Genomic DNA, 23970 nt, shown 5'->3' with positions numbered 1-23970 from the left:
CTTATCTAGTTTTTGTAATGGGGGTTTACAGATACGACGAGAGTTAAAATTCATATCACCGCTTTCTTAACGTCTTCTCACTTTTTGGTTTTTACTTGTTCATCTTGGTAACAAATCACTATTCAAAGATTTTGCTTTACCTCATTAGATCTTCTTTAGAACAGCTTAAAATTAGAACATTTATTCAATAGTTTCAGCCTATAACCCAAGGCTATGATTTAAAGCTTTTTTGTCAATTGTTTAGGTTAAGTTAATTGTGCAAGGTAATGAATGGAAAAATTAAAAATATAAAACAGGATGAAGAAAATGCCTTCGCAAAAGATAACAAAATACCCATTAAATAAAGTCAGTTTATCCTTATTCGTTGCTCTTAATCTACTCCATATATCTGAGGTTGCAGCACAGCAAGCTGACAAGAAACAATTTAAGACACCTGAAAATGAAGAATTAGAGATTATCAGTGTAGTTGGCTCAATGATCAAAGGGGCTAATATAGAAGGGGCACTCCCTGTGTCTGTTATTGATTCTGATGATGTTGATGCAATCGGCGCGACTTCAGGGAGTGAGTTGTTTGCATCGATTCCAAGTAATGGAACAGTGAGCTTTAATGGTAACGATGTAGTGAGTGGTGTGTATGCGTCACGAGGGGATGTAGCATCAATTAACTTACGTAGTATTGGTACGGGTAACACACTTGTATTATTGAATGGGCGACGTTTAGTACAACACCCAGGCTCGCAAACAGAAAACTCAGTGCCAGTAACGACCGTTAATATGAATTCGATTCCAGTAATGGGGATTGATGCTGTTGAAGTTTTACATGATGGCGCTGCTGCTATTTATGGCTCCGATGCGGTTGCAGGGGTCGTTAATACGCAAATGAAAAAGGATTTTAGCGGTTACCGTTTTGATATGCAGTATGGCCAGGCTGAAAATACGAGTCGTGAAAAGCTCAATTTAAATGCGCTAGCTGGCTGGGATGTTAATGATGGTTCAACCAATATAACAGCCTCAGTTAATTACTATCATGGTTCTGAGGTTATGGCTTCAGAAACGAAGTTTTCACGCAATAATGATTTAAGACCATTCTTAGAGGGCACGCGTTGGGAGGGAGATTCTAATTTTAGAAATAACTCAACAACAACTCCTTGGGGACGTTTTGATGCGAGTCAAGCAGTCGACGGCCTGACAAGTTCAGCCGGACGGTTTCATATCGAAGATGTGGATGCCAGTGATTCAAATCAGCGATGTGTATTAAGCAATGGCTTGTGCATTGATAGTGGCAGCATTTCAAGTGACACTCAAGGTTATAACACCAATAGTAGCCGTACGCTTATTCCTGAAACTGAACGGTTAAATTCATTTGTTTTTATTAATCATGAACTAAGCTCAGGTACCGAGTTATACAGTGAACTAGGTTATTACCAAGCCGAGTCAAACTCACAGCGAGGTGAAACCGCTACGTTAACCTCTGCACCGGTGACAATCTCAAGTGATGCATATTGGAACCCGCTAGGGAGTGGTATTAATCAAGTGTCTGGTTTTGGGATTCCCGCACAAGGACTCGATGTCACTATTGATGCTTACCGTGTTGTTGATGCTGGTGCTAGAGGGATTAATGTGGACAATAAATCTTATCGTGCTTTAGCGGGTGCCCGAGGTGATCTTGATGCATGGAGTTGGGACAGTGCGGTACTTTATTCCAAAGCTAAAACAGTTGATAAAACGAATAACCGTATAAGTTTAAGTCTCTTTCAAGACAGTGTAAACCGCCAAGACAGCTCTGCATATAACCCTTTTTGTAATGCATCTTGTAACTCTCAAAAGACGATTGATAGCTTTTTAATCGATATCAGTCGTGAGGGTGAAACAGAACTCGCATTAGTCGATTTTAAAGTGTCGAATCCTGCTTTATTTTCACTACCTGCTGGTGATGTTGGTATAGCAATGGGAGCTGAGTGGCGTTATGAAAGTTTCGCAAACACTTATGATGACAGATTAAATGGCACTATAACCTACACAGATACCGTAACGGGCAGTAATTATGCTTCTGATGTTATGGGCTCTAGTGGACAACCAAATGCTGATGGTTCACGTAATGTAGCGTCGGCGTTCGTTGAGTTTGCAGGAGCGCTGATAAGTCCTGAAATGGAAGTCCCTCTAGTCGAGAAGCTTAACTTTCAGCTTGCTGGTCGCTTTGAGCAGTACAATGACGTAGGAAGTGTATTTAAGCCAAAAGCAGTACTCAGCTGGTATCCTACCTCTAGTTTACAAGTACGAGGCTCTTACTCAGAAGGTTTTAGAGCTCCTAATCTTGAGCAACTTCATACCGCCAGTACAACTCGTGTTAATTACCCAACAGATTACTATCGATGCCAAGCGCGAATAAATAAAGGGGAGTTGAGCAACTTAAGTGAATGTAATGGCAGCGACAGCGTCTCTAATATTCGCTTAGGGAACACAAAACTAAAACCAGAAAATGATTACAACTATGGATTAGGCCTAGTTTATACACCCGAATTTATTGACAACCTAACGCTTACAGTCGACTTTTGGCGTATAGAACAAGAAGACCTGATCGGTATACGCTCCTATCAAAATATCGCTGACTTAGATTATTTCTACCGTTTAAATGGCGCAGCTAACCCAAATGTTATTCGCTCACAGGCAACTGCTGATGATATCGCTTTTTTTGACGGTTCTGGTTTGGCAGCGGTAGGCGACATGGTTGAAGTTGTTGGTTTATATGAAAACTTAGACTCTCGTGTTACTGAGGGCCTCGATTTAAGCATCAACTATCGCTTAGCTGATACTGACTTTGGTGATTTTGATATAAAACTTAACGCGGCAAAATTACTAAAAGCATATCAAAGTGTTGATAGTGAATCGGCAAAGTTAGCTGCATTAGGTTTACCTCTTGAAGATGTGGGCGATTTAATTCAAATGGACGGCCGTCCTCAGTGGCAAGCAACCGGTACTTTAACTTGGCGCTATAACAATTGGGGAGCAGGCTTGTATGGTAAATATGTTGGTGATTTTTATGATACGAGCGCCGTTCATGATGAAACCGGTGAATATTGGCATGTAAGTAGTTGGAGTACTTTTAACGTGTATGGTCAATACACGTTTGATTCTGGTACTCGTGTTCGTTTAGGTATGCGAAATATGTTTGATAGAGAGCCACCCCTAGCAGATGAAACATACGGTTATAACGCAAGCTTGCACAATGCAGAGGGACGTTATTTATACGCTAACTTTAGTTTTAGTTTTGAATAAATAATCATTCAATTAGATGAGAAGTTGTGTGCTTCTCATCTGCTTTATGGGATAAAAAATGCGAATTAATAAACTAACAAGCATCATCGCGAGTGTTATTTTACTGGCGGGTTGTACTAAGGGAACCCCGCAATCTATCGACACAATTATTATTGGAGAGGTTATTTATAGCGGAGCATCTGAAACTCCGTTTTCTGGTGTGATTGGTATTGATAAAGGCAATATAGTCTTCGTTCAAAAACATCTACCTACTGATATCAAAGCAAAAAAGACAATTAACGCGCAAGATTTTATCATCGCACCTGGTTTTATTGACCCTCATACACATGCGTGTAACGATTTTAAAGGTGGGCTGACAAATCTAAATGCAAACTACTTAACGCAAGGTGTCAGCACCGTATTCTGTAACGTCGATGGCGGTGGCGATGTTAATGTTGCGGGAACATTGCAAGATTACCAGCAGCAAGGTATTGGCACCAATGTTGGGCTTTATGTTGGTCATGGTTCAGTCCGTAAGGCGGTAATGGGACGCGTAAATCGCGCGCCAAGCAACAGCGAGCTTGAGCAAATGAGAGAGCTTGTAAAAGAGGCAATGAACGCGGGAGCATTGGGTTTATCAACAGGGCTTTATTATGTGCCTGGTAACTATGCGACAACCGAGGAGGTTATTGAGCTGGCTAAAGTCGCAGCAGAGCATGGTGGTGTTTATGATAGCCACATTCGTGATGAAAGCTCTTACAGTATTGGTCTTATAGGCGCTATTGAAGAAGTTATAACAATTGGTGAAGAAGCAAGGTTGCCCGTTCACATCGCTCACATTAAGGCGTTAGGAACCGACGTGTGGGGAGAAAGTGAGCAAGTTATTAAACTTATAGATAATGCGAGAGCGCGGGGAATTAAGGTGTCTGCGGATCAGTATCCTTGGCGAGCCTCAGGAACCAGTGTTGCGGGTAGTTTAGTACCACGTGAAGTGCTTGCCGGTAGCAAAGAAGAGTATTTAGCAAGATTACAAGACGCTTCGCAATGGCCTACAATTCGTACAGCCATGTTAGAAAACTTAAGGCGCAGAGGCGGCGCTGATTCTTTATTGATAAGTGACCCTACGCGCCCTGATATACGTGGTAAGACACTGGCTCAAATCGCTGAAGACTGGCAGTTGGATGCAATTGACGCAGCAAAAAAAATAATTATTTCAGGTAATGCGCGGGTTGCCAGTTTTAATATGTCTGAGGACGATATTAAAGCGTATATGCAAGCTCCATGGGTGATGACTTCATCCGATGGCAGCCCTGGTCACCCAAGAAAGTACGCCTCTTTCCCAAAAAAATATCATGAATATGTTTATCAAAAAAAATGGCTAAATCTAGCTGAGTTTATACATAAAAGCAGCACGCTAACCGCAGAGACATTTGGTTTAACTAATCGAGGAAAATTAGTTGTGGGAAATGTCGCTGATATTGTTATTTTTGATAAAGAAAAATTTGCTGCTAATGCAGATTATTTAAACCCAGAAAAGCTAAGTTCTGGTGTGCAATGGATGCTGATAAACGGCCAGTTAGCTATTGATAATGGCAAAGTGTTAAATGTATTGGCAGGCCAAACTATTCGACAAAATCAATCACTAAGGTAGTCATTATGAAAATGTTTTTTAAGGCGCTTTTCTGTTGTCTCATCATGTTTTCTTCTTGTTATGTGTTCTCTAGCGCCGCGAGCAACTTTTATAGTCCAGCAACGAATTTTAATACAGATATAATTTCCCCAGAGAACTTTTTGGGTCATCAACTAGGTGAGCAAATGGTTCGTAATGATCAGTTAGTTGCTTACTTTAAGATGTTATCAGAACAATCAGAACGCGTTAGTTTTGAAGTAATTGGCTATAGTCACGAGCGCAGGCCAATAATTACTTTGACAATTAGCTCGCCAGCAAACCTAAAAAAGCTGCCCGAAATACAGCAAAAGCATATGCTTTTACAGCAAGGTAATGCATTAAATACTTCAAATATGCCAGTGATAAGTTGGATTAACTTTGGTGTTCATGGCAGTGAAGTAAGCTCAACAGACTCTGCGATACCTATTGCCTACCACCTTGCAGCTGCACAAGGTAAAGAAACAGAAAAGCTATTAGAAAATAGCGTTATTTTGTTAACAGCTAGTATGAACCCTGATGGCAATAGTCGTGAAGCCTCTTGGAATTTACGTTATCAATCAGAGGTAGCTATTAGCGACCCTGCGCATGCTTTACATGGTTCTCCATGGCCGTCAGGGAGAACCAATCATTATTGGTTTGATTTAAATCGGCAGTGGATGTTGCAGCAACATCCAGAGCCCGTGAGTTGGGTGAAAAAGTTCCATGACTGGCGACCAAATATCGTGGCTGATTTTCATGAAATGCGCTCTTATAAATCGTTTTATTTTCACCCAGGCGCACCTGATAGGGTTCATCCATTAATCAATAAGCAGGCTATGGGGTTGTTATCGGATGTTGTCGAGCAACCTCGCGCGTATCTAGATAGCGCTGCTACTTTGTTTTTTAATGAAGAGGCCTATGATAATTTCTACCTTGGTAAAGGAGCGACTTATCCACATTTATACGGCAGTTTAGGTATTCTATTTGAACAGGCCAGTTCTGCTGGGGTTTTGGAAACACCAAGAGGGCTGTTGTCATTTCGAGAAAATATTAAAACGTATTATCATGTAGGCCTAGCGCTTCTTAATAATGCTGTAGACAAAAAACAGGCCTTACTTAATTATCAGTATCAGTTTTCTAAAGAGACTAAAGAAACCGCGAAGAACGATAGTGTTAAAGGGTATGTATTTTCAGCACCAGAAGACCCTGCAAAGATCTTTCATTTCTTACAGCTACTTAGCCGCAATAAAATAGACGTTAAGCCCCTGACAAAAGACATGACCGTTAACGGTAAATCATTTTTTGCAAATCAAGCATACGTTGTTGAATCAGCTCAAGCGAGTTATCCCATGCTTAAAGGTTTGTTCTCAAAAGTAACGCGCTTTGAAAATAATACATTTTATGATGTATCTGGCTGGACGATGCCGTTAGCTTTTGGCATTGAATATGAAGAGCTCAAACAAAGTAATTACCAAGTAGGTGAAGTGCTTGCGGTTACTTTTCCTCGCCAACCCTCCCCAAGCGAGGCTCAGGTTGCTTATGCATTTGAATGGAGCAATTATTACGCCCCTAAATTGATGTATCAATTACTGCAAGAAGGTTTTCGTCCCCGTGTTGCTAATAATGGCTTTCAAGCAGAAACAGACCAAGGGCAAAAAACATTTATGCGCGGTACAGTGGTGGTGCCTGTATCGAATCAAGATAAAAGTAAATTACATTCATTAATGAGCCAGGCTGCGGAGCAAGATGCGATAGCTAGCTACGCATTGCAATCATCGCATACTCAGAGTATTGGCATGGATTTGGGTAGTAATAACATCGAAGCAATTGAACAGCCTCACGTATTACTTGTTATTGGGCCTTCAATTTCACAGTATCAAGCTGGAGAAGTTTGGCATCTACTTGATAAGCGCATGAATATTCCTAGTGTTTTAGTGACTAAATCACAGTTAGAAAAGTTAGATCTAAATAACTACAGCCACATTGTGCTTGTTGACGGTCAACACGCAAATATTAATAAGAAAACCACCGATAAGTTATTAACTTGGACCCGCTCGGGAGGGACATTTATTGGTATAGCTGACGGTGCAAAATGGGCCAGCAAAGAGTTGCTAGACCTTGTTACGGTCGAGATTAGCCCGGGTATTGAGAATCAGCGAGAAAGAATCAATTATGGCCAGAAGTCACACCTTGAAGCGCAAGATATTATTGGTGGTGCAGTCATGTTAGGAGACTTAGACATTACCCACCCGCTTGGATACGGCTATGTAAGAAGAGAGGTTGCCAGTCACCGAAGTGGCTTACTGGCGTTTGAAATGCCAAAAAACCCTTACGCGTCTATTGTACAGATAGCTCAAAAACCGTTATTAACAGGGTTTGCTTCAGTTGAAAATCAACAGCAACTAGCAGGAAAAACAAGTTTAGTTGCACAAAGGTTAGGAAAAGGAAGTGTTATTTTATTTGCCGATGATCCAAACTTTAGAGGCTACTTTTATGGAACAGAGAAGCTATTTTTAAATAGCTTATTCTTTTCAAAGTTATTCGTATCGCCCAGATAGTGTGCATTTTTGAGCCCCAAGCGTTCGACTTCGGGCTCAAGTTGGGTGTTCATTTGCATTTCAAAAAAAGACAATAAAATGATAAGCAACAATAAACTTTTACCCTTTCTGATCCTTTTAAGTGCCATTGCAAGTGCATTGTATGTGAACTTTTTTGTCACTCCAACATGGTTAGAGCAATCTTATTTATACGATACATATCAAACTGAGCATAATCAGTATGCTTATATGTATAAAGGAAAAGAAGTCACTATAAACTCAGTTGTGGCATATCAAGACTCACCTTTAAATCAAGCCTCTTTAGATGCGAGTAAACAAACTCCGAGTTTAGAAGAGCAATGGGTTATGACTGATGATGGCGAGGTACGCTTACTTAAACCTGCCTTTCATTATGGCTTATGGTCACTGCTGCCTGCATTTGTCACCATTTTATTGTGTTTGATTACCAAAGAGCCACTTACGTCTCTATTTAGTGGTATTGTTGTTGGGGCTTTATTACTTGGTCACTATGATTTAACCAATGACGTTATCATTGTGAATTTAGCAACTGAAAGTAGCGCTGCTTTGTTATTACTTTACTTGTGGTTATTAGGCGGGTTGATTGGTATCTGGTCTCGAACAGGGGCGGCTCAAGCGTTTGCAAACTTTATGACAAAGCACTTTGTGAAAGGGCAGCGCTCAGCCAAATTAATTTCATGGTTTTTAGGCGTTATTTTCTTTCAAGGCGGTACCATGAGTACAACCTTAGTTGGCACCACAGTGCGCCCCCTTGCTGATAAAGCAAAAGTGAGCCATGAAGAAATGAGCTATATTGTTGATTCAACAGCCTCCCCTATTGCATCAATCCTCGCATTTAATGCATGGCCTGCTTATATTCAAGCGCTAATTTTTGTACCTGGGGTTTCTTTTCTTGCCACAGAGTCAGAGCGAATTAAATTTTTCTTCTCAAGTATTCCATTTAGTTTTTATAGTTTTTTCGCCGTTTTAGGCACATTTTTGTTGAGCATGAATATTACGCGTTTTTCTGGCAAGCGGATTAGAGATGCTCATCAACGCGCATTATCAACAGGACAGCTTGATGCCCCAGATGCAACACCATTGAGTGCAAAAGAGTTACAGCAAACCCATGTCCCTTCTCATTACTCGCCACATGTATTAGAGTTTTTATTGCCTTTGATAAGCTTGATTAGTATCGCCATTATTACTTTTTTATACAGTGGTACGCCTGAAGTTAATTGGGCATTTGGGGTTGCGTTATTAATGTCTGCGTTTATTGCGTTGTGTAAAGGTATGTCGTTAAGTGACCTGATGGACGGGTTTGCAACAGGCTTAAAGGGGGTTGTTGTTGCCTCTGTTATTTTAATGCTTGCGGTTATTATAGGAACCATTAGTAAACAAATTGGTGGAGGTTTGTACCTTGTATCTTTACTTGGGGATGGTTTGCCCTTTTGGCTGCTGCCAATACTTCTACAGCTGATCACGCTCGCAATAGCTTTTTCAACAGGCACAAGTTGGGGAACCTATGCTGTCGCATTTCCTTTAGCAATGCCACTTGCTTGGGCTATTAGTCAATCACAAGAACTCGCACATCCAGAGTTATTTATGGCTGTATGCTTTGCTGCGGTTTTAAATGGGAGCGTATTTGGTGATCAGTGCTCACCTATCTCAGATACAACGATTTTAAGCGCTATGACCACAGGGTGTGATCTGATGGACCATGTTAAGTCGCAGCTTGTTCCTGCATCAATCGCAGCTGGTCTGGCAGGTTTACTTTGGACTTTGACTGTTTACTTTTTTGCCTAACTTTAGGAGTTAATAAATGCGACTGCGACATATCGAAGTGTTCCATGCAATCTATACAACGGGTTCAATCACGAATGCCGCTAAAGCTTTACATGTATCACAACCCTCGGTTAGTAAAGTTTTATCGCATGCGGAGATGCAATTAGGTTTTAAGTTATTTGAGCGGGTAAAGGGACGTCTCATTCCAACTGAGGAGGCGTCGATGCTATTCAACGAAGTTGACAAAATTTACCAGCAAATGCGGTCGATTAAAAACACAGCTGAAAATATAAAAAAAGCTGAGTTTGGCAATATAAATTTAAGTGTTACACCTGCCTTAGGTTTCGATGCACTTCCCTGTGCAATAGCAAAGTATCATCACGCGTATCCAAAAGTTAACTTTAATGTGCAGACGATTCATAACAATGAAGCATTGCAAGCATTACTTGAACATAAGTGCGATTTGGCTGTTGTTTTTTCGCCGAGTGCGATGCCAGGCGTTAAAGCTATTAAAATTGCACAGTCAGAGCTGGTTGCGGTATTTCCTAAACGTTTATTTCCATCTATACCTGCTCAGCTGACCTTTCAGGAACTTGAAGGGGCAGAATTTATTGATATAAGTGATAGTGGCCCTTTAGGGCACCTGTTGTGGAAGCGCATGCTTGAGGAAAATATCGTACTGGACTCTACAATTAAAGTGCAAACTTACTTTATTGCTGCACGCTTGGTAGCACAGGGAGTGGGTGTATGTATCGTTGATAAGTATACTGCTATGGGAAACTTGTCAGATGACATTGCTATCGCCTCATTCAGCCCTCCTTTATTTTTCAACGTGAGTGCTCTTCATTTAGAAAATAAAGTTTTATCACATGTTTTAGACGCCTTTTTAAATGAGTTATCTAATTGTATTTAAAGGGTATTTTGTCTGGCTATAAACATAGGTTATAGGTGCAATAATTCTTCATTCTTTTCTAAATTTTAAAAAATAATATGCTCTGCTTAGTCAATTTTTCTTTCTAAATTAGAGATATATTATGCAAATTAAGCCTCCTTATTTACTATTTATCGGTGATGCGACCGATAAACTCTCAATTAAAATGGCACAAAGTTTAGCTGATTGGCGCGCTGAACTTTGTGTAGGCGAGCTGAGCGTTAACGGTTGTACAGTCAGTACTGGTCTCAATCAATGTAGCATCTGTGAAGCTGCTAAGTTAGGCGCAAAAACATTCGTTCTAGGTTTTGCTAATAGTGGTGGTGTGTTAGACAAAAAGTGGTTGCCAATTATTAGTGAGGCAATAGAGCACGGAATGAACATCGTAAGTGGGCTTCACGATAAGCTCACTAACTTTGATGAGCTGGTCAGTCTTTCGCAAAAGCACAATACAAATTTATTGGATATTCGTCATCCAAGTACAGCATTTGCAACAGGCAAGGGATATAAACGCAAAGGTAAGCGATTACTTACTGTGGGAACAGATTGCTCTGTAGGTAAAATGTATACAAGCTTAAGCCTAGAGAAAGCGATGAAAGAACAAAATATAGATGTCGACTTTAGGGCTACGGGGCAATGCGGAATTTTAATCTCAGGCAGTGGTGTAGCGATAGATTGCGTTATTGCTGATTTTATTTCCGGTGCTGCAGAATCATTAAGTCCTGATGCAGATGAAACGCATTGGGATATTATCGAAGGGCAAGGTTCACTGTCACACCCTGCTTTTGCTGGAGTTAGCTTGGGATTGTTACATGGTTCTCAGCCTGATGCGTTAGTGATATGTCATGCTTTAAATAGAACCCATATGCGTGGCTTACTCCATACTTCCTTTCCTAGTATTGAAACGACGATAGAGTTAAATATTGCTGCGGCGAAATTAACGAACCCTGATGTTCAGGTGGTCGGTATTTCAGTTAATACATCCAGTGTTAGTATTGAACAAGGAAATGAAATTTGTGAGCGTCTGAGTCAGACATTTGGTGTGCCATGTGTTGATCCCTTACGTGATGGCGTCGATTCAATAGTGGCCAACTTATGCTAACAGAAAGATTGTTCAATATATCCTTAGAAACGTTGTCGAGCGTCTACACTGTCTCTGTTTTTCATCAATCAATACCATTGAAATCAGACTTTAAAATTTCTAGAGGAACAAAAAAGAGCGCAGATGTGATTGTGGTTGTGATTGCAGACAAAGAATTTTACGGCTGGGCTGAATCGGTCCCCTATGCGCGTTATGATGAATCGATAAGTACATCGACAAAACAAATTAAAGCATTGTTTTGTGATCGTTCCTTCACTCGCAAAATGGAACTTTCCGAGTTAATTAATACACTCCCCGCTGGCGCTGCCCGTAATGCACTAGATTGTGCTATGTGGGATCTTCAGGCCAAACAAAGTACACGACCAGTTGCAGAGATATTGAGTAAAACCAGTATAACGAGTATTTGCGCGCACACACTTAGCATTGATACACCAAAAGCCATGCAAGAGGCTGTATTGGCGATGAATTCCCCTCCCCTAGTGAAAGTAAAACTAGATAAACAAGATATCATCGCTAGGATGACGGCTATTGCAAACGCTGCGCCTCATAGTCAGTTTATCGTAGATGCAAACGAAGATTGGTGCTTTCGTGATTTAGAAGAGAATGTAGAGGCGCTAAAAGCACTTAATGTTGTACTCATTGAGCAACCCCTACCCGCTGGTGAGGATGAGCAACTGATTAACTTCACATCGCCAATCCCTCTTTGTGCTGATGAATCATGCCATACTGAAAATGATCTTCCTTATTTGCAGGGACGATATCAAGTTGTCAATATTAAACTCGATAAAACAGGAGGTTTAACACAAGCTTGTTCGTTAGCCAGTAAAGCCCAAAAGATGGGGTTTGATATAATGCTTGGCTGTATGGTGGGCAGTTCTCTAGCGATGGCACCAGCCTCATTACTTGCATCACAAGCTCGTTATGTCGATTTGGATGGGCCACTGTTAGTGTTAAAAGATCGAAAGCATCACTTTACTTATGCTGATGGTCAAATGAGCCCTCTTCAAAGTTGTCTATGGGGAGGTGCGCATAATAGTGAGCGCTTTTTCGTTGATCGCTTACAGTTACAGTAATGCTTTTCAATTAAGCTCCCATAAGCTTGTCATAGCAGGGAGCTTAGAGGTATTTATTCTACAGAAATAAACACCTCGACCTCTTCACTATTTTTGTAAAACTCATAGTCAGTTTTATAAGCGCGAATATATGGGCAGTGCTCATTACTAAAGTATTGCCATACTTGCCCCCATACATCGACAACCGTTTGAGGCATAGCTCCTTTACCGCTAAAGCGAAGATATTTCCCCGTTGCAAGGTCTATTGATTCTGTATTAGCTGATTGTACAGGGGTATTGGTGCAAGCATAGACATCAAAGTCTCCAGTAACATCTGATTCGTAATGTGTGTATACACCATAAACTTGGCTTTCAGGAGATAGTTCCGGCGCAATATTGGCATAAAATTCCTGCCATAACGTCGCTATTTTAGCGCCCCGACCACTCATTTCGTTGCTGTTACAAGTGCGAACTTTTAAACCAAATAATGTGGTGGAGTTATTGATAGTGATATGTGCTTGCTGCTGATCCATAGCGTTTTTTCCTTGTGTGTTTTGTACCTATAAAATATCAGAATTTTGGATTAGATATATAGCTTTTTTGAAAAATTTTAGTCTTGAGCGTTATGGATGTATCTAACAGGCTAAAAAATAGTCATAGTATCGCAATCACCATCAGGTTAAGATGAATTTAAATTAAAATAAAATTAGCAGGTGTTTTTATGAATAAAATCAATGCTCTCATCTACTTTCTCGCGTTTAGTAGTGGTTTTTGTATCATGGGGATTGAGCTTTTAGGAGGGCGAATTTTGGCCCCCTATTTTGGTAGCAGTGTACATATTTGGGGCAGTATAATTACTGTATTTATGCTGAGTCTATCGATTGGCTATCTACTCGGCGGAAAGCTGTCTACACATAACCCCTCCTTAGCTAAATATGGCGTTATCTTTTTTATCGCCAGTATTATGGTCATCCCCATTGTTTTATTTGCTGAGCCTATTATGGCTTTTATTTTTAGCCATATTGAAGACAGCCGTTACGGTTCTTTACTTGCCTCAACAGCATTGTTTTTTATTCCAACGACTATTCTCGGAATGATTTCGCCTTATTCAGTGCGATTATTGGTTACCGATCATGAAAAAAGCGGTCAGGTTGCCGGTGGTTTATATTTTGTTAGCACTTTAGGTAGTGCTCTTGGGACTATCATCACATCTTTCTACATGGTGTTAGCTTTTGATGTAAACGATATTATAAAAACATTTGCATCGGTACTCGGTGCGTTAGGCCTACTTGCTATTGCCGTCAGTCAAACACGTGCTAAGGAGCGCACAGTATGTTTAGAGTCTTGATAGGGTGTGTAATTTTGATATTGTCGTTCGGTGTCTACAGTGAGGTAATACATAAGGAACCTTCGTTATATCGCAATATATTAGTTGAAGAGTCAGGTGATTTGTTGTGTTTAAAATTCAATGAAAAAACCCGCAAAAGTACGCAAAGTTGCATGTATAAAAGTAAACCCAAAAAGCTAGTCTTCAACTACACAAAAATGACATTTGCGAGTTTACTTTTTATCGATAATCCCCAAAATGTCCTCATTATCGGTTTAGGCGGTGGGACATTATCCAATACTATTCACGAGCTTTATCCTAACGCAAGTATAGAAAACGTTGAGATAGATCCCGCTGTGATAAAAGTTGCGCGTGATTACTTTCAATTTATAGAAACCGATAAAGTGACTTCTAAAGTACAAGATGGGCGTATTTTCATTAAACGAGCCGCATTAAAAAAACAGAAGTATGATTGGATTATTCTTGATGCTTTTAATGGTGACTACATTCCTGAGCACTTACTGACTAAGGAGTTTTTTGCTGAGGTAAAAAGTGTGCTTGCTGAGGGGGGGATTGTTGCTGCTAATACTTTTTCTTCAAGTAAGCTTTATCAGCATGAGTCGGCTACTTATTATGATGTGTTTGGTGACTTTGTGAATGTTGTGACAGATAAGAACTCAAACCGCATAATCTTGGCAGGGTTAAATGCGATGCCAAGTGATCAGCAAATAGCAAAGCGTGTAAAACAATTAGCGGTAAAATTAGCGCCATATGATGTAGATATACATTCATTGAGCGAGCATTTACTCTACACCAAAGATAATCAGAATTGGCCGTCAGATACGAAAGTACTGACGGATCAATACTCGCCTGCAAATCTGTTAAACTATTAGTAAACACATACTCTTTGATAAGGCCAATTTAGTTGCTCTGCTTTTTGGTAGAGCAACGATACCCATCCATCCCCGCTTTTGGCTGGACTAAACTTATTAAAAAGGGGCAAAACTGAAAGGGTATTGCTTCAAAGAATTTGCTTCTGCATAAGTTTCGCAGCTTTTCGTTTTTTCCGATTGATCCTATTTATTTTATAAAATGCATTAATATTTACTTAGCATGCTAAGTAAAATATAATAGTTAGCATGCTAAGTAATTGGAGTGCATTATGTCTTCCACTATCCCCTTTCATGAAACGTTAGATTTAACCCTCTGCGGGAGCATGGGTCGTGTACATCGTTTGTGTCGTGATGCCGTCACGCTTGCGGTGGAACCTCTTGGTCTAACTCAGTCTCGTTGGACTGTTATGATTCATTTGTTTCACTTAAATCAGGGTTGTACCCAGCAAGAGTTGGCGCATAGCTTGGGTATTGAAATGCCGTCTTTAACACGCACTATCAAGCAGCTTGAACAACAACAGATCATTGTACGTGAAGCGGATGCAGAGGATAAACGCAGTAAGCGACTGTATTTTACTGAACAAGGTCTAAACTTATTGGAGACCTTGCGTGTGATCATTGCTGATGTAAAACAAAACCTTTATGCAGATTTAACGACAAACCAGCTAGATACTATGGCACATGGCCTTGTTCAGATGGAAAAAAATGCCCGTCAGTGTATTAATCACTACTCAGGAGATAAATAACTTTATGACACCGGATCAAAAATTTGCCCGTTATGTAAAAATTTCCTTAGTGGGTTTCATTGTTCTATTTCTGTATTTTGTAATTGCTGACCTTTATATGCCAGTGACGCCACAGGCCCGTGTATACCACCCAGTTGTGCAAGTGACACCACAGGTAAGCGGCCGCGTGACGGAGGTTTTAGTAACGAACAATCAAGCTGTCGAAAAGCGCCAAGCATTGTTTAAGATTAATGATGAACCGTTTGAGTTGGCTGTTCAACAGGCTGAGCTTGCTTATGATGATGCTAAACTTCAAAACCAACGTTTAGATAGCAGTGTGAAAGCAATTGAGGCGCAGCTCGCGGCAGCGAAAGCAAAACTGCATGAGCAAACATTATTGTTTGAACGTGGTGAATCGTTACTAAAAAAACGTTCTATTTCAGAGCAGGAATACGAAACAATTAATGCAAATTACCAATCAAGTAAGGCAAATGTAGCGGCAATTGAAGCTCAGCTTAGCGAAGCTAAACTTGCTCGCGGTAAAATGGGAAATGATAACTTAGCATTACGCCATGCCCTGAACCAGCTTGAACAGGCTAAACTCAACTTGTCTTATACAACAGTAACGGCCGATACCGATGGTAAAACTGCAAATTTACAAGTGACAGCAGGTACATATGCGAATAAGGGGCAACCTTTAATGGCGATTGTTGCTAATAAAGCTGACCTTGTTGCTGATTTTCGTGAAAAGTCATTGGTACACGTGCAAATTGGCAGTACTGCGAAAGTAAGCTTTGATGCGCTACCCGGCAAAGTATTTACTGGCAAAATTGTTAGCTTTGAAGCGGGAGTCAGTGATGGCCAGCTTAATGCTAACGGTTTACTCAGTGCCACTGAAAGTAGCAATCGCTGGGTACGAGATGCGCAGCGTCAACGTATTCATATTCAATTGGATGAGCACCAAATGTTAGCTAAATTTCCAAGCGGAGCTCGTGCCACAGTTCAGCTTTTGCCTGATTCGAGCGTTGGCAGTTGGTTTGCGAGCATGCAAATTCGCTTTATCAGTGTTCTGCACTTCATTTACTAAGGCAGGGTAAGTTATGTCAGTATTGCAACTCGATGGTAATGGCTTGCGCCAAGCGCTACGCATTGCCACGGGCTCAGCATTAGGGTTCGCACTGGCAAAATTGATGAACTGGCCTAATGGCATCTTTTTTACTGTTTACCCTATGTTATTGCTCGGTTTAGTCCCTGTACTTAATATGCATATTATTCGTCAGTTTTACGCTGGTGCTGTATTCAGTGCATTGTTTGTGCTTGTGGTACAAGGATTGTTTTCCCACTTACCCGTTGTTATGACAATGATGAGTTTTGTCGCATTTGCTTTTTTGTTTTATCAAATGAGCCGTGGCGCTAATTTCTTATTTGGTGCCACTACGGTTGTGAGTTTGTCGATTCAATTGCACTTTTCGACCTACACAGGTGGAGGAGTAAGTATCTATCCTCTGATAATTAGTAACGCTGTTGCTGTTGTGGTTACTGTTGTTTTTTCGATGCTCATGCATGGTTTGTTTCCTGATGTTGCACCGCGTCAAGCACGTGTAATGCCCGAAAAAGCGAAAGAAAGTGTACGCCATGAAGTATTACTTTGTTCAACAGTGGCAACCTTATCGTTTGTGGTATTTCAGGTATTTGATTTACAAGATTCTATCTCCGCACAAGCGGCATCTGTATTGATCTTATTTTCATTGTGCTGGAAAGCGGCTGGTATGGCGGCGTGGCAGCGTGCAGTTGGCACATTAATTGGCTGTAATTTAGCGTTAGTTGCACAGCTCTTTTTATACAATCACACTGATATATTGATTTTTCCTGCGCTTATCTTATGGATTTTGACGTTCATCTTTAGTCGATATCATATAATTTCTGGCGGCATTCCGGGGGTTGGCTTCGGTATTATTACTACGTTTGGTATTTTGTTTGGTCAATCGTTAGGACCTGGGCAGGACTTGGTTTACAGTGCCTTATATCGGTTTTCGTCAGTATCAGTAGCGATTCTTGTTAGTTTATGTGCTGTGTATATTATGCATCATATACTTAATCGTTTTGCTGTAACACGGCATCATACATTTGATTAATAAAAAGGGAGTTAATCTGATGAACTCCCTTTTTTATTGTTCGCTTCAAAAATAGTGGGTAATGATTTCAATAATTCATCTTGTTTCACCACATTTTGCACACAGGTTTTTGAGACAACATCTGCAACCCATGCTCCCCACTGTGAGCTACCAGGTTCTTCACCAGGGGTGGCCCACCATCGAGCCTTGTATAAAATCTCGTTGTAGCAGGTTTCACTCCCTTGCGGGTACGCGCTACCAGCTTGCCAAGAGTCAACCGCAAAACTAGACATAGGTAAAACTGACAGCGTTATCATTGCAATTGCAAAACAGCGTGTTTTGTAGCCCATATACGGCTCCTTCAAAAGTGAGATAGTATTATTATTATAGTATTTGCTAGATTAACCATCAATTAACTTTGTTAACAAGTTACACTTCTTTACAGTTCTGCTTAATTTTGATACTAAGTCGTAATTATAAAGTTATAATTTTATGTTTTTCCTTAGCTCTTTTGTTTGTCCTCTTTTTGTTTTGCTGTCCATCCTCTTGCGTTGAGAGTTTTTACTTGGTTTGGTTGGTCTGCGTTTCTTTTGAACCTGTGTGGCACTTATAATAAGTTCTTTTAAGCGGTTAAGTGCATCCTCTTTATTAAGTTCTTGAGTTCGGTGGTTTTGCGACTTTATTACAACAACACCCTCTTTTGTGATTCGAGAGTCATTTAAATTTAACAGTCGTTGTTTGTAAAAGTCAGGAAGTTTGGAACGATTAATATCAAAGCGTAAATGGATAGCACTCGCCACTTTGTTCACATTTTGCCCACCCGCTCCTTGAGAACGGATAGCGCTTATATCGAGCTCCCATTCATCGATTGTTACAGTATTGGAAATAATTAACATTAGGTTCAGTTAGCTGTGATAAAAACTATATTCTAACATTTGTAATTAGCTGATCATAATAACCCGTTAAAACTAACTGGTGGCTAAAAATTGTACACAAGGAGAATCTGATGAAAGCGTTACTTATATCATTGAGTTTACTCATAATGAGTTTTTCAAGCTTCGCAGAAGATATTACGGAAAACCAACTTCAAAGTTATATTAAAGCGTTACCTGCAGTGGCTAATTGGTCGCAGAATCAGCCTGAGCTTAAAAACGTTGACTTAGGAAGTATGTTAAGTGGTTCTGAGGCAACGAATACCTCATCAATGATGGGGTTTCTTGATCAAATAAAACAACACGAGCTATATACTGAGTTTGCAGGCTTAACTGAGCAATATGGTTTTACGCCAGAGCAGTTAATTGTCGTTGGTTCTGAAGTATCAATGGCCTATTTAGCTAATTTAAAAGGTAGCTTGTCTAGTGACAATCAAAAGCGTGTTGATCAAGCTGTAACAGGCTTACAAAGTTTCGGCGCTTCTTCGGCTAATTCGGGCACACGCTCGTTGGCAGGTGCATTAGAAGGGGCAAAATCAAGCACTAACGTGAACGAAGGCAATGTGAATTTGGTTAAGGAATATATGCCACAACTAAAACAACTATTTGCGATGTTACAGTAATCTTGTCATTCAATAAAAAACGGCTAACTAGCCGTTTTTTTGTGGCCAAATAAAGGCATCTGGGTTGTCGAGTTGCAGCTTCTGATTTTCAGTTGGTAAAAAATCGGTTTGTAAAAATTGCACAATACTGGGATGACGATCAAAGTATAAAATATCAAAAGCAAACCGATTTAAGCCATATAGGCCTCTATGAATCATATTTGCAGAAAAAATAAGTAAGTCCCCTTTTTTAAGAGCAATGGTTTTACCATTCTTTAGTGCGTTACTATTTGAAGCCCCCTGTTCCTCTAGCCGAACTGTTAACTCCTCTTTTGAGTCCCAGTGTTTATGGCTTGCAGGAATGACTTCAATACCAAGTTCATCTTCAAAAGCCACTCGACAATGCAAAACCTCTGGGCCCTTAAGCGCTTCTTTTTGCTCGGTTAGGTTTAAATGGTACTGCATATCTCTGTGCCAATAATTACGCTGTTCTTTTTTGTAAGGGTTAAAGAAAAGTTGGGTATTCATAAAGCATGGTGCAGCAATAATTGGTCTTACATGGTTGAGCAAAGTATCTGAATTAATGAACTTAAATAAAATTAATTTTTCGTCATCCGTTAAACATCGTGCTGCGGTCAGCCCTGAACTATTGATACCTTTAGTTTTGTAAAAATGTTGGTTTTCCTGTAACCAGTTATTATGAAACTTATCTAGAATTGGGCGAACCTTTGATAGGCTCTTGTCATTGTAAAGGCCCTTTACATGGTAATAACCATATTGTTGATAATAGCGGTTTTGCATTATTAGCCTTTAAGTATGGAGCGTACTTTTGTGCCAAGCTCAGGCAGTACTTGTTGTTCAAACCAAGGATTTTTCTTTAGCCATATATTGTTGCGGGGGCTTGGGTGAGGTAACGGAAGATGGCTTGGCCAATAGTCACGCCATGATTTTACTAACTCTGTTAATGGCTGCTTCTTTGTTTGTGGTAAATGATAAGCTTGCGCATACTTGCCAAGCACAATAGTAAGCTGAATATTATTTAATTGCGCCAGAAGCTTCTCTCGCCATGCAATAGCGCATTCTTTTCTTGGCGGTAAATCACCTGATTTGCCTTTTCCTGGATAACAAAAACCCATAGGTAAAATAGCAAAATTCTGTTCATCGTAGAATTCATCAGTACTTACATTAAGCCACTCTCGAAGTCTATCGCCACTTGCATCATTGAACGGCTGACCTGTTTGATGAACTTTAACTCCGGGCGCTTGGCCTGCAATTAAAATACGAGCGTTACTGTTAAACTGGATAACAGGGTGTGCGCCAAGTGGTAAATGAGGTTCACAGATCACGCATTTACTAACTTGTTCTAGTAAAAGTTTTGTATTCATGAGTTAGTAAAAATATGATCTAGGCTTGTTTTGACCAAACAGCTAGTTCATTACCGCTTGGCTCTGTGAAATGAAAGCGATAACCACCCGGAAAATTAAAAAGAGGTTTTATTATTTTACCGCCATGGCTCTCAACCTGTGATTGAGTTTCCTTAATGTTGTTTGAGTAAAGCACTAACAACGCCCCACCATTCGTTGATAGACATTTTAATGGTGCTTGATAAAAGCCCCCGTCTAGGCCTGCAGATTCACAGCTAAATGCGGTGTATTGAGGTCCATAGTCAGTAAACTGCCATTTAAACACATGCTGGAAGAAAGCTTTAGTTGCTGTTAAATCGCTCGCAGCAAATTCAACGTAATTTAAAGTATGATGGTTTGACATTATTTATTCCTCATTAAGGCTATGCTCAAGGGCCATTTCACAATGTAGCGTAGTGCTATCAAGCAGCGGCATTGAAGTATCAGCTTGCTGTACTAGTAATGCGATTTCTGTACAACCTAGAATTACTGCCTCAGCTCCTTGCTGTTTTAGTTTATCAATAATTGCTAAGTACGCAGCTTTAGACTCTGATTTTATAATCCCTTTGCATAATTCATTATAAATAACATTATGAATGATGGCTCGCTCCTGTGCTGCTGGGACTAACACATCAATAGAAAATTTATCTGCTAGTCGTTGTTTATAGAAATCCTGTTCCATAGTGAACTGGGTTCCAAGTAAAGCGACCTTTTTATGATTATTTTGGATCAGGTTTTCACCAACTGCATCAGCAATGTGTAATAAAGGAATTGAAATCGCAGCTTGTACTTGCTCAGCTAATTTGTGCATTGTATTGGTACAAATTAATAAATAATTCGCACCTGCAGCCTCCACTCGCTTGGCTGCTTTGATCAGTATCTCTGCCATCTGTGGCCAATCTTGTTGCTGTTGTAATCTTGCTATTTCGGCAAAATCTAAGCTTACCAGTACTATTTTTGCACTATGCAGTCCACCAAGGCTTTCTTTAACACCTTGATTTAAAAGCTGGTAATAACTTTGCGTTGACTCCCAGCTCATACCGCCAATTAATCCTATTGTTCGCATCCAAGCACCCCATTCGGTTTTTATATCACCTTATGATATTAGGCTTCGCAAAGCCAGTAGATCATTATTTTACTAACTAGAGAGTACTCAATAAATTTACTTATTCTTCATGGTTACGCAAATGATAATCACTATCTTTTTTATTTTGTCAGTTTATAATAGTGCGCTTTCTATTCGTGTTTATTTAAAGGATTATCATGCATTCACAATCCATTGATGCAGTGCCTTCGCAGCGTCCTAAAAATGTGTTTAAAAAGCGCTCTGTGAGCATATCTTACCGAATATCGGTATTCTTTCGGTTTGTTGCTGCCATCTTTGGGGGCTATGTATTTACCAGTGTACTTATCTCTTTGTTAGCCATCTTGCTTCCCTTGAATCAGCTAGACAGTGTGTTATTAACCACTACGTTGTCGGTATTTTTTTATAGTTGTGTTTTTATTTGGGTGTTTGCAGTTAAGTCATTAAAGCGTGTCTGGATCACTATTTTACTAACTACAGGTGTCCAGTTTGTAATTCTTTCGTTGATTAAGGGTTGGTTATGAAAGAGAACTTTTTTCGTTCAATGACCTGGCTACATACTTGGGTTGGTTTGTTAGTATGTTGGTTATTATTTTTAATTTTTTTTGCTGGCACCATCAGTTTTTTTAAAGACGAGATTACTTATTGGTTCGAGCCAGAAACGCACACTGTTACTCATCAAGATAACCGCCTAGCTAAGCAAAGACAGCAAATTAACTATGCTGTAGAGCAGTTGCAAAATAAAGCAGCAGACTCATCATCATGGCGTATTTATTTACCTGAGCCTCGTAACCCTTTATATACCTATAGTTATGCTGAGCCTAAGCAGTCAGGGCAACGACGCGCTAAATTTACTGAGACTTATTTAGACCCTACTACCAATGAGCAAATTGCGCCGCCTAGAGAGACCAAAGGCGGGTATTTTTTCTATCGACTGCATTTTGATTTGCATTACATCGATGTCAGAACGGCACGTTGGCTAGTGTGTCTAGCATCATTATTTATGCTGATTGCCTTGATTACTGGTGTTGTTATTCACAAGCGTATTTTTAAAGATATGTTTAGCTTTAGAAAAAACAAAGGAAGTCGCAGTTGGCTTGATGCTCATAATGTATCATCGGTATTAGCCTTACCATTTCATATTATGATTACGTATACAGGCTTGATAACCTTAATATTTATGGTTTTCCCCTACCCTGCTCAAACGGTGTATGAGAAGGGGCTACAACAAATGTTTAATGAGGCAAGTCCTATCAGGGCTCGTGTCGAATCGAGTGATGTTCCTGCGCCACTGGTTAGCATGAATACTATTTTAGATCAGGTTTATACTAAGTCACCTGATGCCGATATAGGTTTCTTCTTTATTCGCGATGCAAACAAAGAGTCATCACGCGTGAGTGTGTATTTGAACACAGGTAAAGAGGTCGTGGATAATGGGGCGGCATTTTTATTTTCAGGTAGTACTGGCGAACTACTCGCTGAGCAAGGTAAAGATTGGTCGGCATCAGCACGCTTTTATGATTCGATGACAGCATTACACGCAGGGCGACTAGCTAGCCCATTATTACGCTGGCTATATTTCTTATGTGGTATCGCTGGCTGCGCAATGATTGCTACAGGCTGCATTATGTGGGCTAAACGTTTAAGGGAGCGTTTAAAGCCGCAGCAGCAAGCTGGGGTTGGCTTGAAATTAGTAGAAACGTTAAATCTAGCTACCCTGATGGGGTTACCATTTGCAACGGCATCATTTTTTATTGCTAATCGATTATTACCTTTAGAGATGGTAGCGCGTGCCGATAAAGAAATACTCGTGTTCTTCCTCGCATGGTTAGCAATGACTGTGTTGGCAATAATAAGTAGCTCTAAACGTCAATGGCAATTAGCAGCGTGGCTTAACGCATTGGTATGTTTTGCTGTTCCTTTAGTAAATGCTATGACAACCGAGGGAAATTGGATCAGTTATTTACTAACTCAAAAATGGACGCTGTTTTGCGTTGATTTTGGTTTCATTATTGCGGGAAGCCTGTTTATTTTACAGGGCAAAAAATTACGTACTGCTAGCAAAAAAGTAAGTACTCGCCGTTTTCAAAAGCCCAAGGACCTTAAGGAGCAACAAGGATGATGGAATTACTGCAGTTTAGTTTGTGCTTTATGGCATTTAATTGTTTTGCTTTAGCAAAGTTTAACCATTTTCGTGAAGTTTTTAAAAAGAAGCTAACGGATAAACAACGACATAGCTTTTTAGCTACAGGCTGGATCACTATTTTACTAAGTTTAGTGTTATCTGTACTGAGCGAAGGTGGATATGGTGCATTATTGTTTTGCGGTTATATGGCGCTAAGTGTACTTATGCTCATGATTTTATATAGTTTTACTGTTTCATGGGTAAAGCATATCAGTATACTCAATTTATCAATTTTACTGTTAAGTTGCTTTTCGGTAATGATTTTCTAGCTTAGTTAGTAAAAAACTGATCTGAAAAAAATGGGTAGGCATAGCCTACCCGAGCAGGGAATTAAATTGGGGGGATCACATGTTGCTTCAATTTAATAAAGCAGAGTT

General features: G+C 40.0%; 23 protein-coding genes. 16 read left to right on the top strand and 7 right to left on the bottom strand.

Translation table 11 applies throughout. The features are described from left to right. Positions 1 to 306: 306 nt before the first annotated feature. The 7 genes from PAARA_RS04430 (at position 307) to dgcA (ending at position 12349) form a co-directional block, all read left to right on the top strand. Positions 307 to 3276 (top strand): TonB-dependent receptor domain-containing protein, encoded by a 2970-nt coding sequence (locus tag PAARA_RS04430; protein ID WP_062567853.1) that lies wholly within the window; start codon positions 307 to 309, stop codon positions 3274 to 3276. A 58-nt stretch (positions 3277 to 3334) separates the two neighbouring features. Then, on the top strand, positions 3335 to 4906 hold the full coding sequence (locus tag PAARA_RS04425; protein ID WP_083515252.1) for an N-acyl-D-amino-acid deacylase family protein: 1572 nt from the start codon (positions 3335 to 3337) through the stop codon (positions 4904 to 4906). Between the two features lie 140 nt (positions 4907 to 5046). Then, positions 5047 to 7461, top strand: a complete 2415-nt coding sequence (locus PAARA_RS04420; RefSeq protein ID WP_167346332.1) for a M14 family zinc carboxypeptidase — start codon at positions 5047 to 5049, stop codon at positions 7459 to 7461. Between the two features lie 78 nt (positions 7462 to 7539). Then, positions 7540 to 9264 (top strand): Na+/H+ antiporter NhaC family protein, encoded by a 1725-nt coding sequence (locus PAARA_RS04415; protein ID WP_062567851.1) that lies wholly within the window; start codon positions 7540 to 7542, stop codon positions 9262 to 9264. 16 nt (positions 9265 to 9280) lie between these two features. Further along, positions 9281 to 10156 (top strand): LysR family transcriptional regulator DgcR, encoded by an 876-nt coding sequence (dgcR, locus tag PAARA_RS04410; RefSeq protein WP_062567850.1) that lies wholly within the window; start codon positions 9281 to 9283, stop codon positions 10154 to 10156. Positions 10157 to 10277: 121 nt separating this feature from the next. Continuing rightward, positions 10278 to 11276, top strand: coding sequence for an N-acetyltransferase DgcN (dgcN, locus tag PAARA_RS04405; RefSeq protein WP_062567849.1), 999 nt, complete (start codon positions 10278 to 10280; stop codon positions 11274 to 11276). Continuing rightward, on the top strand, positions 11270 to 12349 hold the full coding sequence (gene dgcA / locus PAARA_RS04400; RefSeq protein WP_083515250.1) for an L-Ala-D/L-Glu epimerase DgcA: 1080 nt from the start codon (positions 11270 to 11272) through the stop codon (positions 12347 to 12349). Before dgcN ends, dgcA begins: the two co-directional genes overlap by 7 nt. 53 nt (positions 12350 to 12402) lie before the next feature. On the opposite strand, the gene PAARA_RS04395 is transcribed toward dgcA, so the two are convergent. Continuing rightward, the gene (locus PAARA_RS04395; RefSeq protein ID WP_062567848.1) at positions 12403 to 12861 is read right to left on the bottom strand and encodes a GyrI-like domain-containing protein; all 459 of its coding nucleotides are present in this window, start codon (positions 12859 to 12861) and stop codon (positions 12403 to 12405) included. Positions 12862 to 13049: 188 nt separating this feature from the next. Here PAARA_RS04395 and PAARA_RS04390 point away from each other — a divergent pair, with 188 nt between their 5' ends. The 5 genes from PAARA_RS04390 to PAARA_RS04370 all read left to right on the top strand — a co-directional run bounded on the left by PAARA_RS04390 (position 13050) and on the right by PAARA_RS04370 (position 17408). After that, positions 13050 to 13676, top strand: coding sequence for a fused MFS/spermidine synthase (locus PAARA_RS04390; RefSeq protein ID WP_062567847.1), 627 nt, complete (start codon positions 13050 to 13052; stop codon positions 13674 to 13676). Then, a complete protein-coding gene (locus tag PAARA_RS04385) occupies positions 13661 to 14548 on the top strand; it encodes a spermidine synthase (protein ID WP_062567846.1) in 888 nt (295 codons plus the stop codon). The genes PAARA_RS04390 and PAARA_RS04385 overlap by 16 nt, the downstream gene beginning before the upstream one ends. Before the next feature lie 269 nt (positions 14549 to 14817). After that, on the top strand, positions 14818 to 15294 hold the full coding sequence (locus PAARA_RS04380) for a MarR family winged helix-turn-helix transcriptional regulator (RefSeq protein WP_062567845.1): 477 nt from the start codon (positions 14818 to 14820) through the stop codon (positions 15292 to 15294). Positions 15295 to 15298: 4 nt separating this feature from the next. Then, positions 15299 to 16360, top strand: a complete 1062-nt coding sequence (locus tag PAARA_RS04375; RefSeq protein ID WP_062567844.1) for an HlyD family secretion protein — start codon at positions 15299 to 15301, stop codon at positions 16358 to 16360. 13 nt (positions 16361 to 16373) lie between these two features. Beyond that, entirely contained in the window at positions 16374 to 17408 is a 1035-nt protein-coding gene (locus PAARA_RS04370; RefSeq protein ID WP_062567843.1) for a DUF2955 domain-containing protein, read from the top strand. An 11-nt stretch (positions 17409 to 17419) separates the two neighbouring features. Here the strand turns inward: PAARA_RS04370 and PAARA_RS04365 are convergent, their stop codons facing one another. Beyond that, complete coding sequence (locus PAARA_RS04365) at positions 17420 to 17737, bottom strand: hypothetical protein (RefSeq protein WP_062567842.1); 318 nt, start codon at positions 17735 to 17737, stop codon at positions 17420 to 17422. A gap of 132 nt (positions 17738 to 17869) precedes the next feature. Then, complete coding sequence (gene arfB / locus PAARA_RS04360; RefSeq protein WP_062567841.1) at positions 17870 to 18283, bottom strand: alternative ribosome rescue aminoacyl-tRNA hydrolase ArfB; 414 nt, start codon at positions 18281 to 18283, stop codon at positions 17870 to 17872. A 110-nt stretch (positions 18284 to 18393) separates the two neighbouring features. Here arfB and PAARA_RS04355 point away from each other — a divergent pair, with 110 nt between their 5' ends. After that, complete coding sequence (locus tag PAARA_RS04355; RefSeq protein WP_062567840.1) at positions 18394 to 18942, top strand: hypothetical protein; 549 nt, start codon at positions 18394 to 18396, stop codon at positions 18940 to 18942. Between the two features lie 27 nt (positions 18943 to 18969). Here the strand turns inward: PAARA_RS04355 and PAARA_RS04350 are convergent, their stop codons facing one another. The 4 genes from PAARA_RS04350 to PAARA_RS04335 are packed head-to-tail and all read right to left on the bottom strand — an operon-like array spanning position 18970 to position 21390. Continuing rightward, complete coding sequence (locus tag PAARA_RS04350) at positions 18970 to 19722, bottom strand: phytanoyl-CoA dioxygenase family protein (RefSeq protein ID WP_062567839.1); 753 nt, start codon at positions 19720 to 19722, stop codon at positions 18970 to 18972. A gap of 2 nt (positions 19723 to 19724) precedes the next feature. After that, complete coding sequence (locus PAARA_RS04345; RefSeq protein ID WP_062567838.1) at positions 19725 to 20306, bottom strand: uracil-DNA glycosylase family protein; 582 nt, start codon at positions 20304 to 20306, stop codon at positions 19725 to 19727. Between the two features lie 19 nt (positions 20307 to 20325). After that, positions 20326 to 20688, bottom strand: coding sequence for a VOC family protein (locus PAARA_RS04340; RefSeq protein ID WP_062567837.1), 363 nt, complete (start codon positions 20686 to 20688; stop codon positions 20326 to 20328). A 3-nt stretch (positions 20689 to 20691) separates the two neighbouring features. Continuing rightward, a complete protein-coding gene (locus tag PAARA_RS04335; protein WP_062567836.1) occupies positions 20692 to 21390 on the bottom strand; it encodes an aspartate/glutamate racemase family protein in 699 nt (232 codons plus the stop codon). A 197-nt stretch (positions 21391 to 21587) separates the two neighbouring features. Between PAARA_RS04335 and PAARA_RS04330 the strand changes: the two genes are divergently transcribed. From PAARA_RS04330 to PAARA_RS04320, 3 genes are read left to right on the top strand one after another with little or no spacing between them, the layout of a single operon-like run. Beyond that, positions 21588 to 21932, top strand: coding sequence for a hypothetical protein (locus PAARA_RS04330; protein ID WP_245219886.1), 345 nt, complete (start codon positions 21588 to 21590; stop codon positions 21930 to 21932). Then, positions 21929 to 23530, top strand: a complete 1602-nt coding sequence (locus tag PAARA_RS04325) for a PepSY-associated TM helix domain-containing protein (RefSeq protein ID WP_062567835.1) — start codon at positions 21929 to 21931, stop codon at positions 23528 to 23530. The genes PAARA_RS04330 and PAARA_RS04325 overlap by 4 nt, the downstream gene beginning before the upstream one ends. After that, a complete protein-coding gene (locus PAARA_RS04320) occupies positions 23527 to 23862 on the top strand; it encodes a DUF3325 domain-containing protein (RefSeq protein ID WP_062567834.1) in 336 nt (111 codons plus the stop codon). Before PAARA_RS04325 ends, PAARA_RS04320 begins: the two co-directional genes overlap by 4 nt. Positions 23863 to 23970 lie beyond the last annotated feature (108 nt).

The sequence above is a fragment of the Pseudoalteromonas arabiensis genome, assembly GCF_001550155.1.
Lineage (GTDB): Bacteria > Pseudomonadota > Gammaproteobacteria > Enterobacterales > Alteromonadaceae > Pseudoalteromonas > Pseudoalteromonas arabiensis.
The sequence above is the reverse complement of the archived record's forward strand: the minus strand, read 5'-3'. Positions and strand labels throughout refer to the sequence as shown.

What these genes read in the sequence shown, in the direction of transcription:
- PAARA_RS04415 (WP_062567851.1), top strand. Translation starts at nt 7,540, where the DNA reads ATGATAAGCAACAATAAACTTTTACCCTTTCTGATCCTTTTAAGTGCC.
- PAARA_RS04430 (WP_062567853.1), top strand. Translation starts at nt 307, where the DNA reads ATGCCTTCGCAAAAGATAACAAAATACCCATTAAATAAAGTCAGTTTA.
- PAARA_RS04380 (WP_062567845.1), top strand. Translation starts at nt 14,818, where the DNA reads ATGTCTTCCACTATCCCCTTTCATGAAACGTTAGATTTAACCCTCTGC.
- PAARA_RS04340 (WP_062567837.1), bottom strand. Translation starts at nt 20,688, where the DNA reads ATGTCAAACCATCATACTTTAAATTACGTTGAATTTGCTGCGAGCGAT.
- dgcA (WP_083515250.1), top strand. Translation starts at nt 11,270, where the DNA reads ATGCTAACAGAAAGATTGTTCAATATATCCTTAGAAACGTTGTCGAGC.
- PAARA_RS04390 (WP_062567847.1), top strand. Translation starts at nt 13,050, where the DNA reads ATGAATAAAATCAATGCTCTCATCTACTTTCTCGCGTTTAGTAGTGGT.
- PAARA_RS04395 (WP_062567848.1), bottom strand. Translation starts at nt 12,861, where the DNA reads ATGGATCAGCAGCAAGCACATATCACTATCAATAACTCCACCACATTA.
- arfB (WP_062567841.1), bottom strand. Translation starts at nt 18,283, where the DNA reads ATGTTAATTATTTCCAATACTGTAACAATCGATGAATGGGAGCTCGAT.
- PAARA_RS04365 (WP_062567842.1), bottom strand. Translation starts at nt 17,737, where the DNA reads ATGGGCTACAAAACACGCTGTTTTGCAATTGCAATGATAACGCTGTCA.
- PAARA_RS04325 (WP_062567835.1), top strand. Translation starts at nt 21,929, where the DNA reads ATGAAAGAGAACTTTTTTCGTTCAATGACCTGGCTACATACTTGGGTT.
- PAARA_RS04370 (WP_062567843.1), top strand. Translation starts at nt 16,374, where the DNA reads ATGTCAGTATTGCAACTCGATGGTAATGGCTTGCGCCAAGCGCTACGC.
- PAARA_RS04375 (WP_062567844.1), top strand. Translation starts at nt 15,299, where the DNA reads ATGACACCGGATCAAAAATTTGCCCGTTATGTAAAAATTTCCTTAGTG.
- dgcR (WP_062567850.1), top strand. Translation starts at nt 9,281, where the DNA reads ATGCGACTGCGACATATCGAAGTGTTCCATGCAATCTATACAACGGGT.
- PAARA_RS04355 (WP_062567840.1), top strand. Translation starts at nt 18,394, where the DNA reads ATGAAAGCGTTACTTATATCATTGAGTTTACTCATAATGAGTTTTTCA.
- PAARA_RS04330 (WP_245219886.1), top strand. Translation starts at nt 21,588, where the DNA reads ATGCATTCACAATCCATTGATGCAGTGCCTTCGCAGCGTCCTAAAAAT.
- dgcN (WP_062567849.1), top strand. Translation starts at nt 10,278, where the DNA reads ATGCAAATTAAGCCTCCTTATTTACTATTTATCGGTGATGCGACCGAT.
- PAARA_RS04425 (WP_083515252.1), top strand. Translation starts at nt 3,335, where the DNA reads ATGCGAATTAATAAACTAACAAGCATCATCGCGAGTGTTATTTTACTG.
- PAARA_RS04350 (WP_062567839.1), bottom strand. Translation starts at nt 19,722, where the DNA reads ATGCAAAACCGCTATTATCAACAATATGGTTATTACCATGTAAAGGGC.
- PAARA_RS04335 (WP_062567836.1), bottom strand. Translation starts at nt 21,390, where the DNA reads ATGCGAACAATAGGATTAATTGGCGGTATGAGCTGGGAGTCAACGCAA.
- PAARA_RS04345 (WP_062567838.1), bottom strand. Translation starts at nt 20,306, where the DNA reads ATGAATACAAAACTTTTACTAGAACAAGTTAGTAAATGCGTGATCTGT.
- PAARA_RS04320 (WP_062567834.1), top strand. Translation starts at nt 23,527, where the DNA reads ATGATGGAATTACTGCAGTTTAGTTTGTGCTTTATGGCATTTAATTGT.
- PAARA_RS04385 (WP_062567846.1), top strand. Translation starts at nt 13,661, where the DNA reads ATGTTTAGAGTCTTGATAGGGTGTGTAATTTTGATATTGTCGTTCGGT.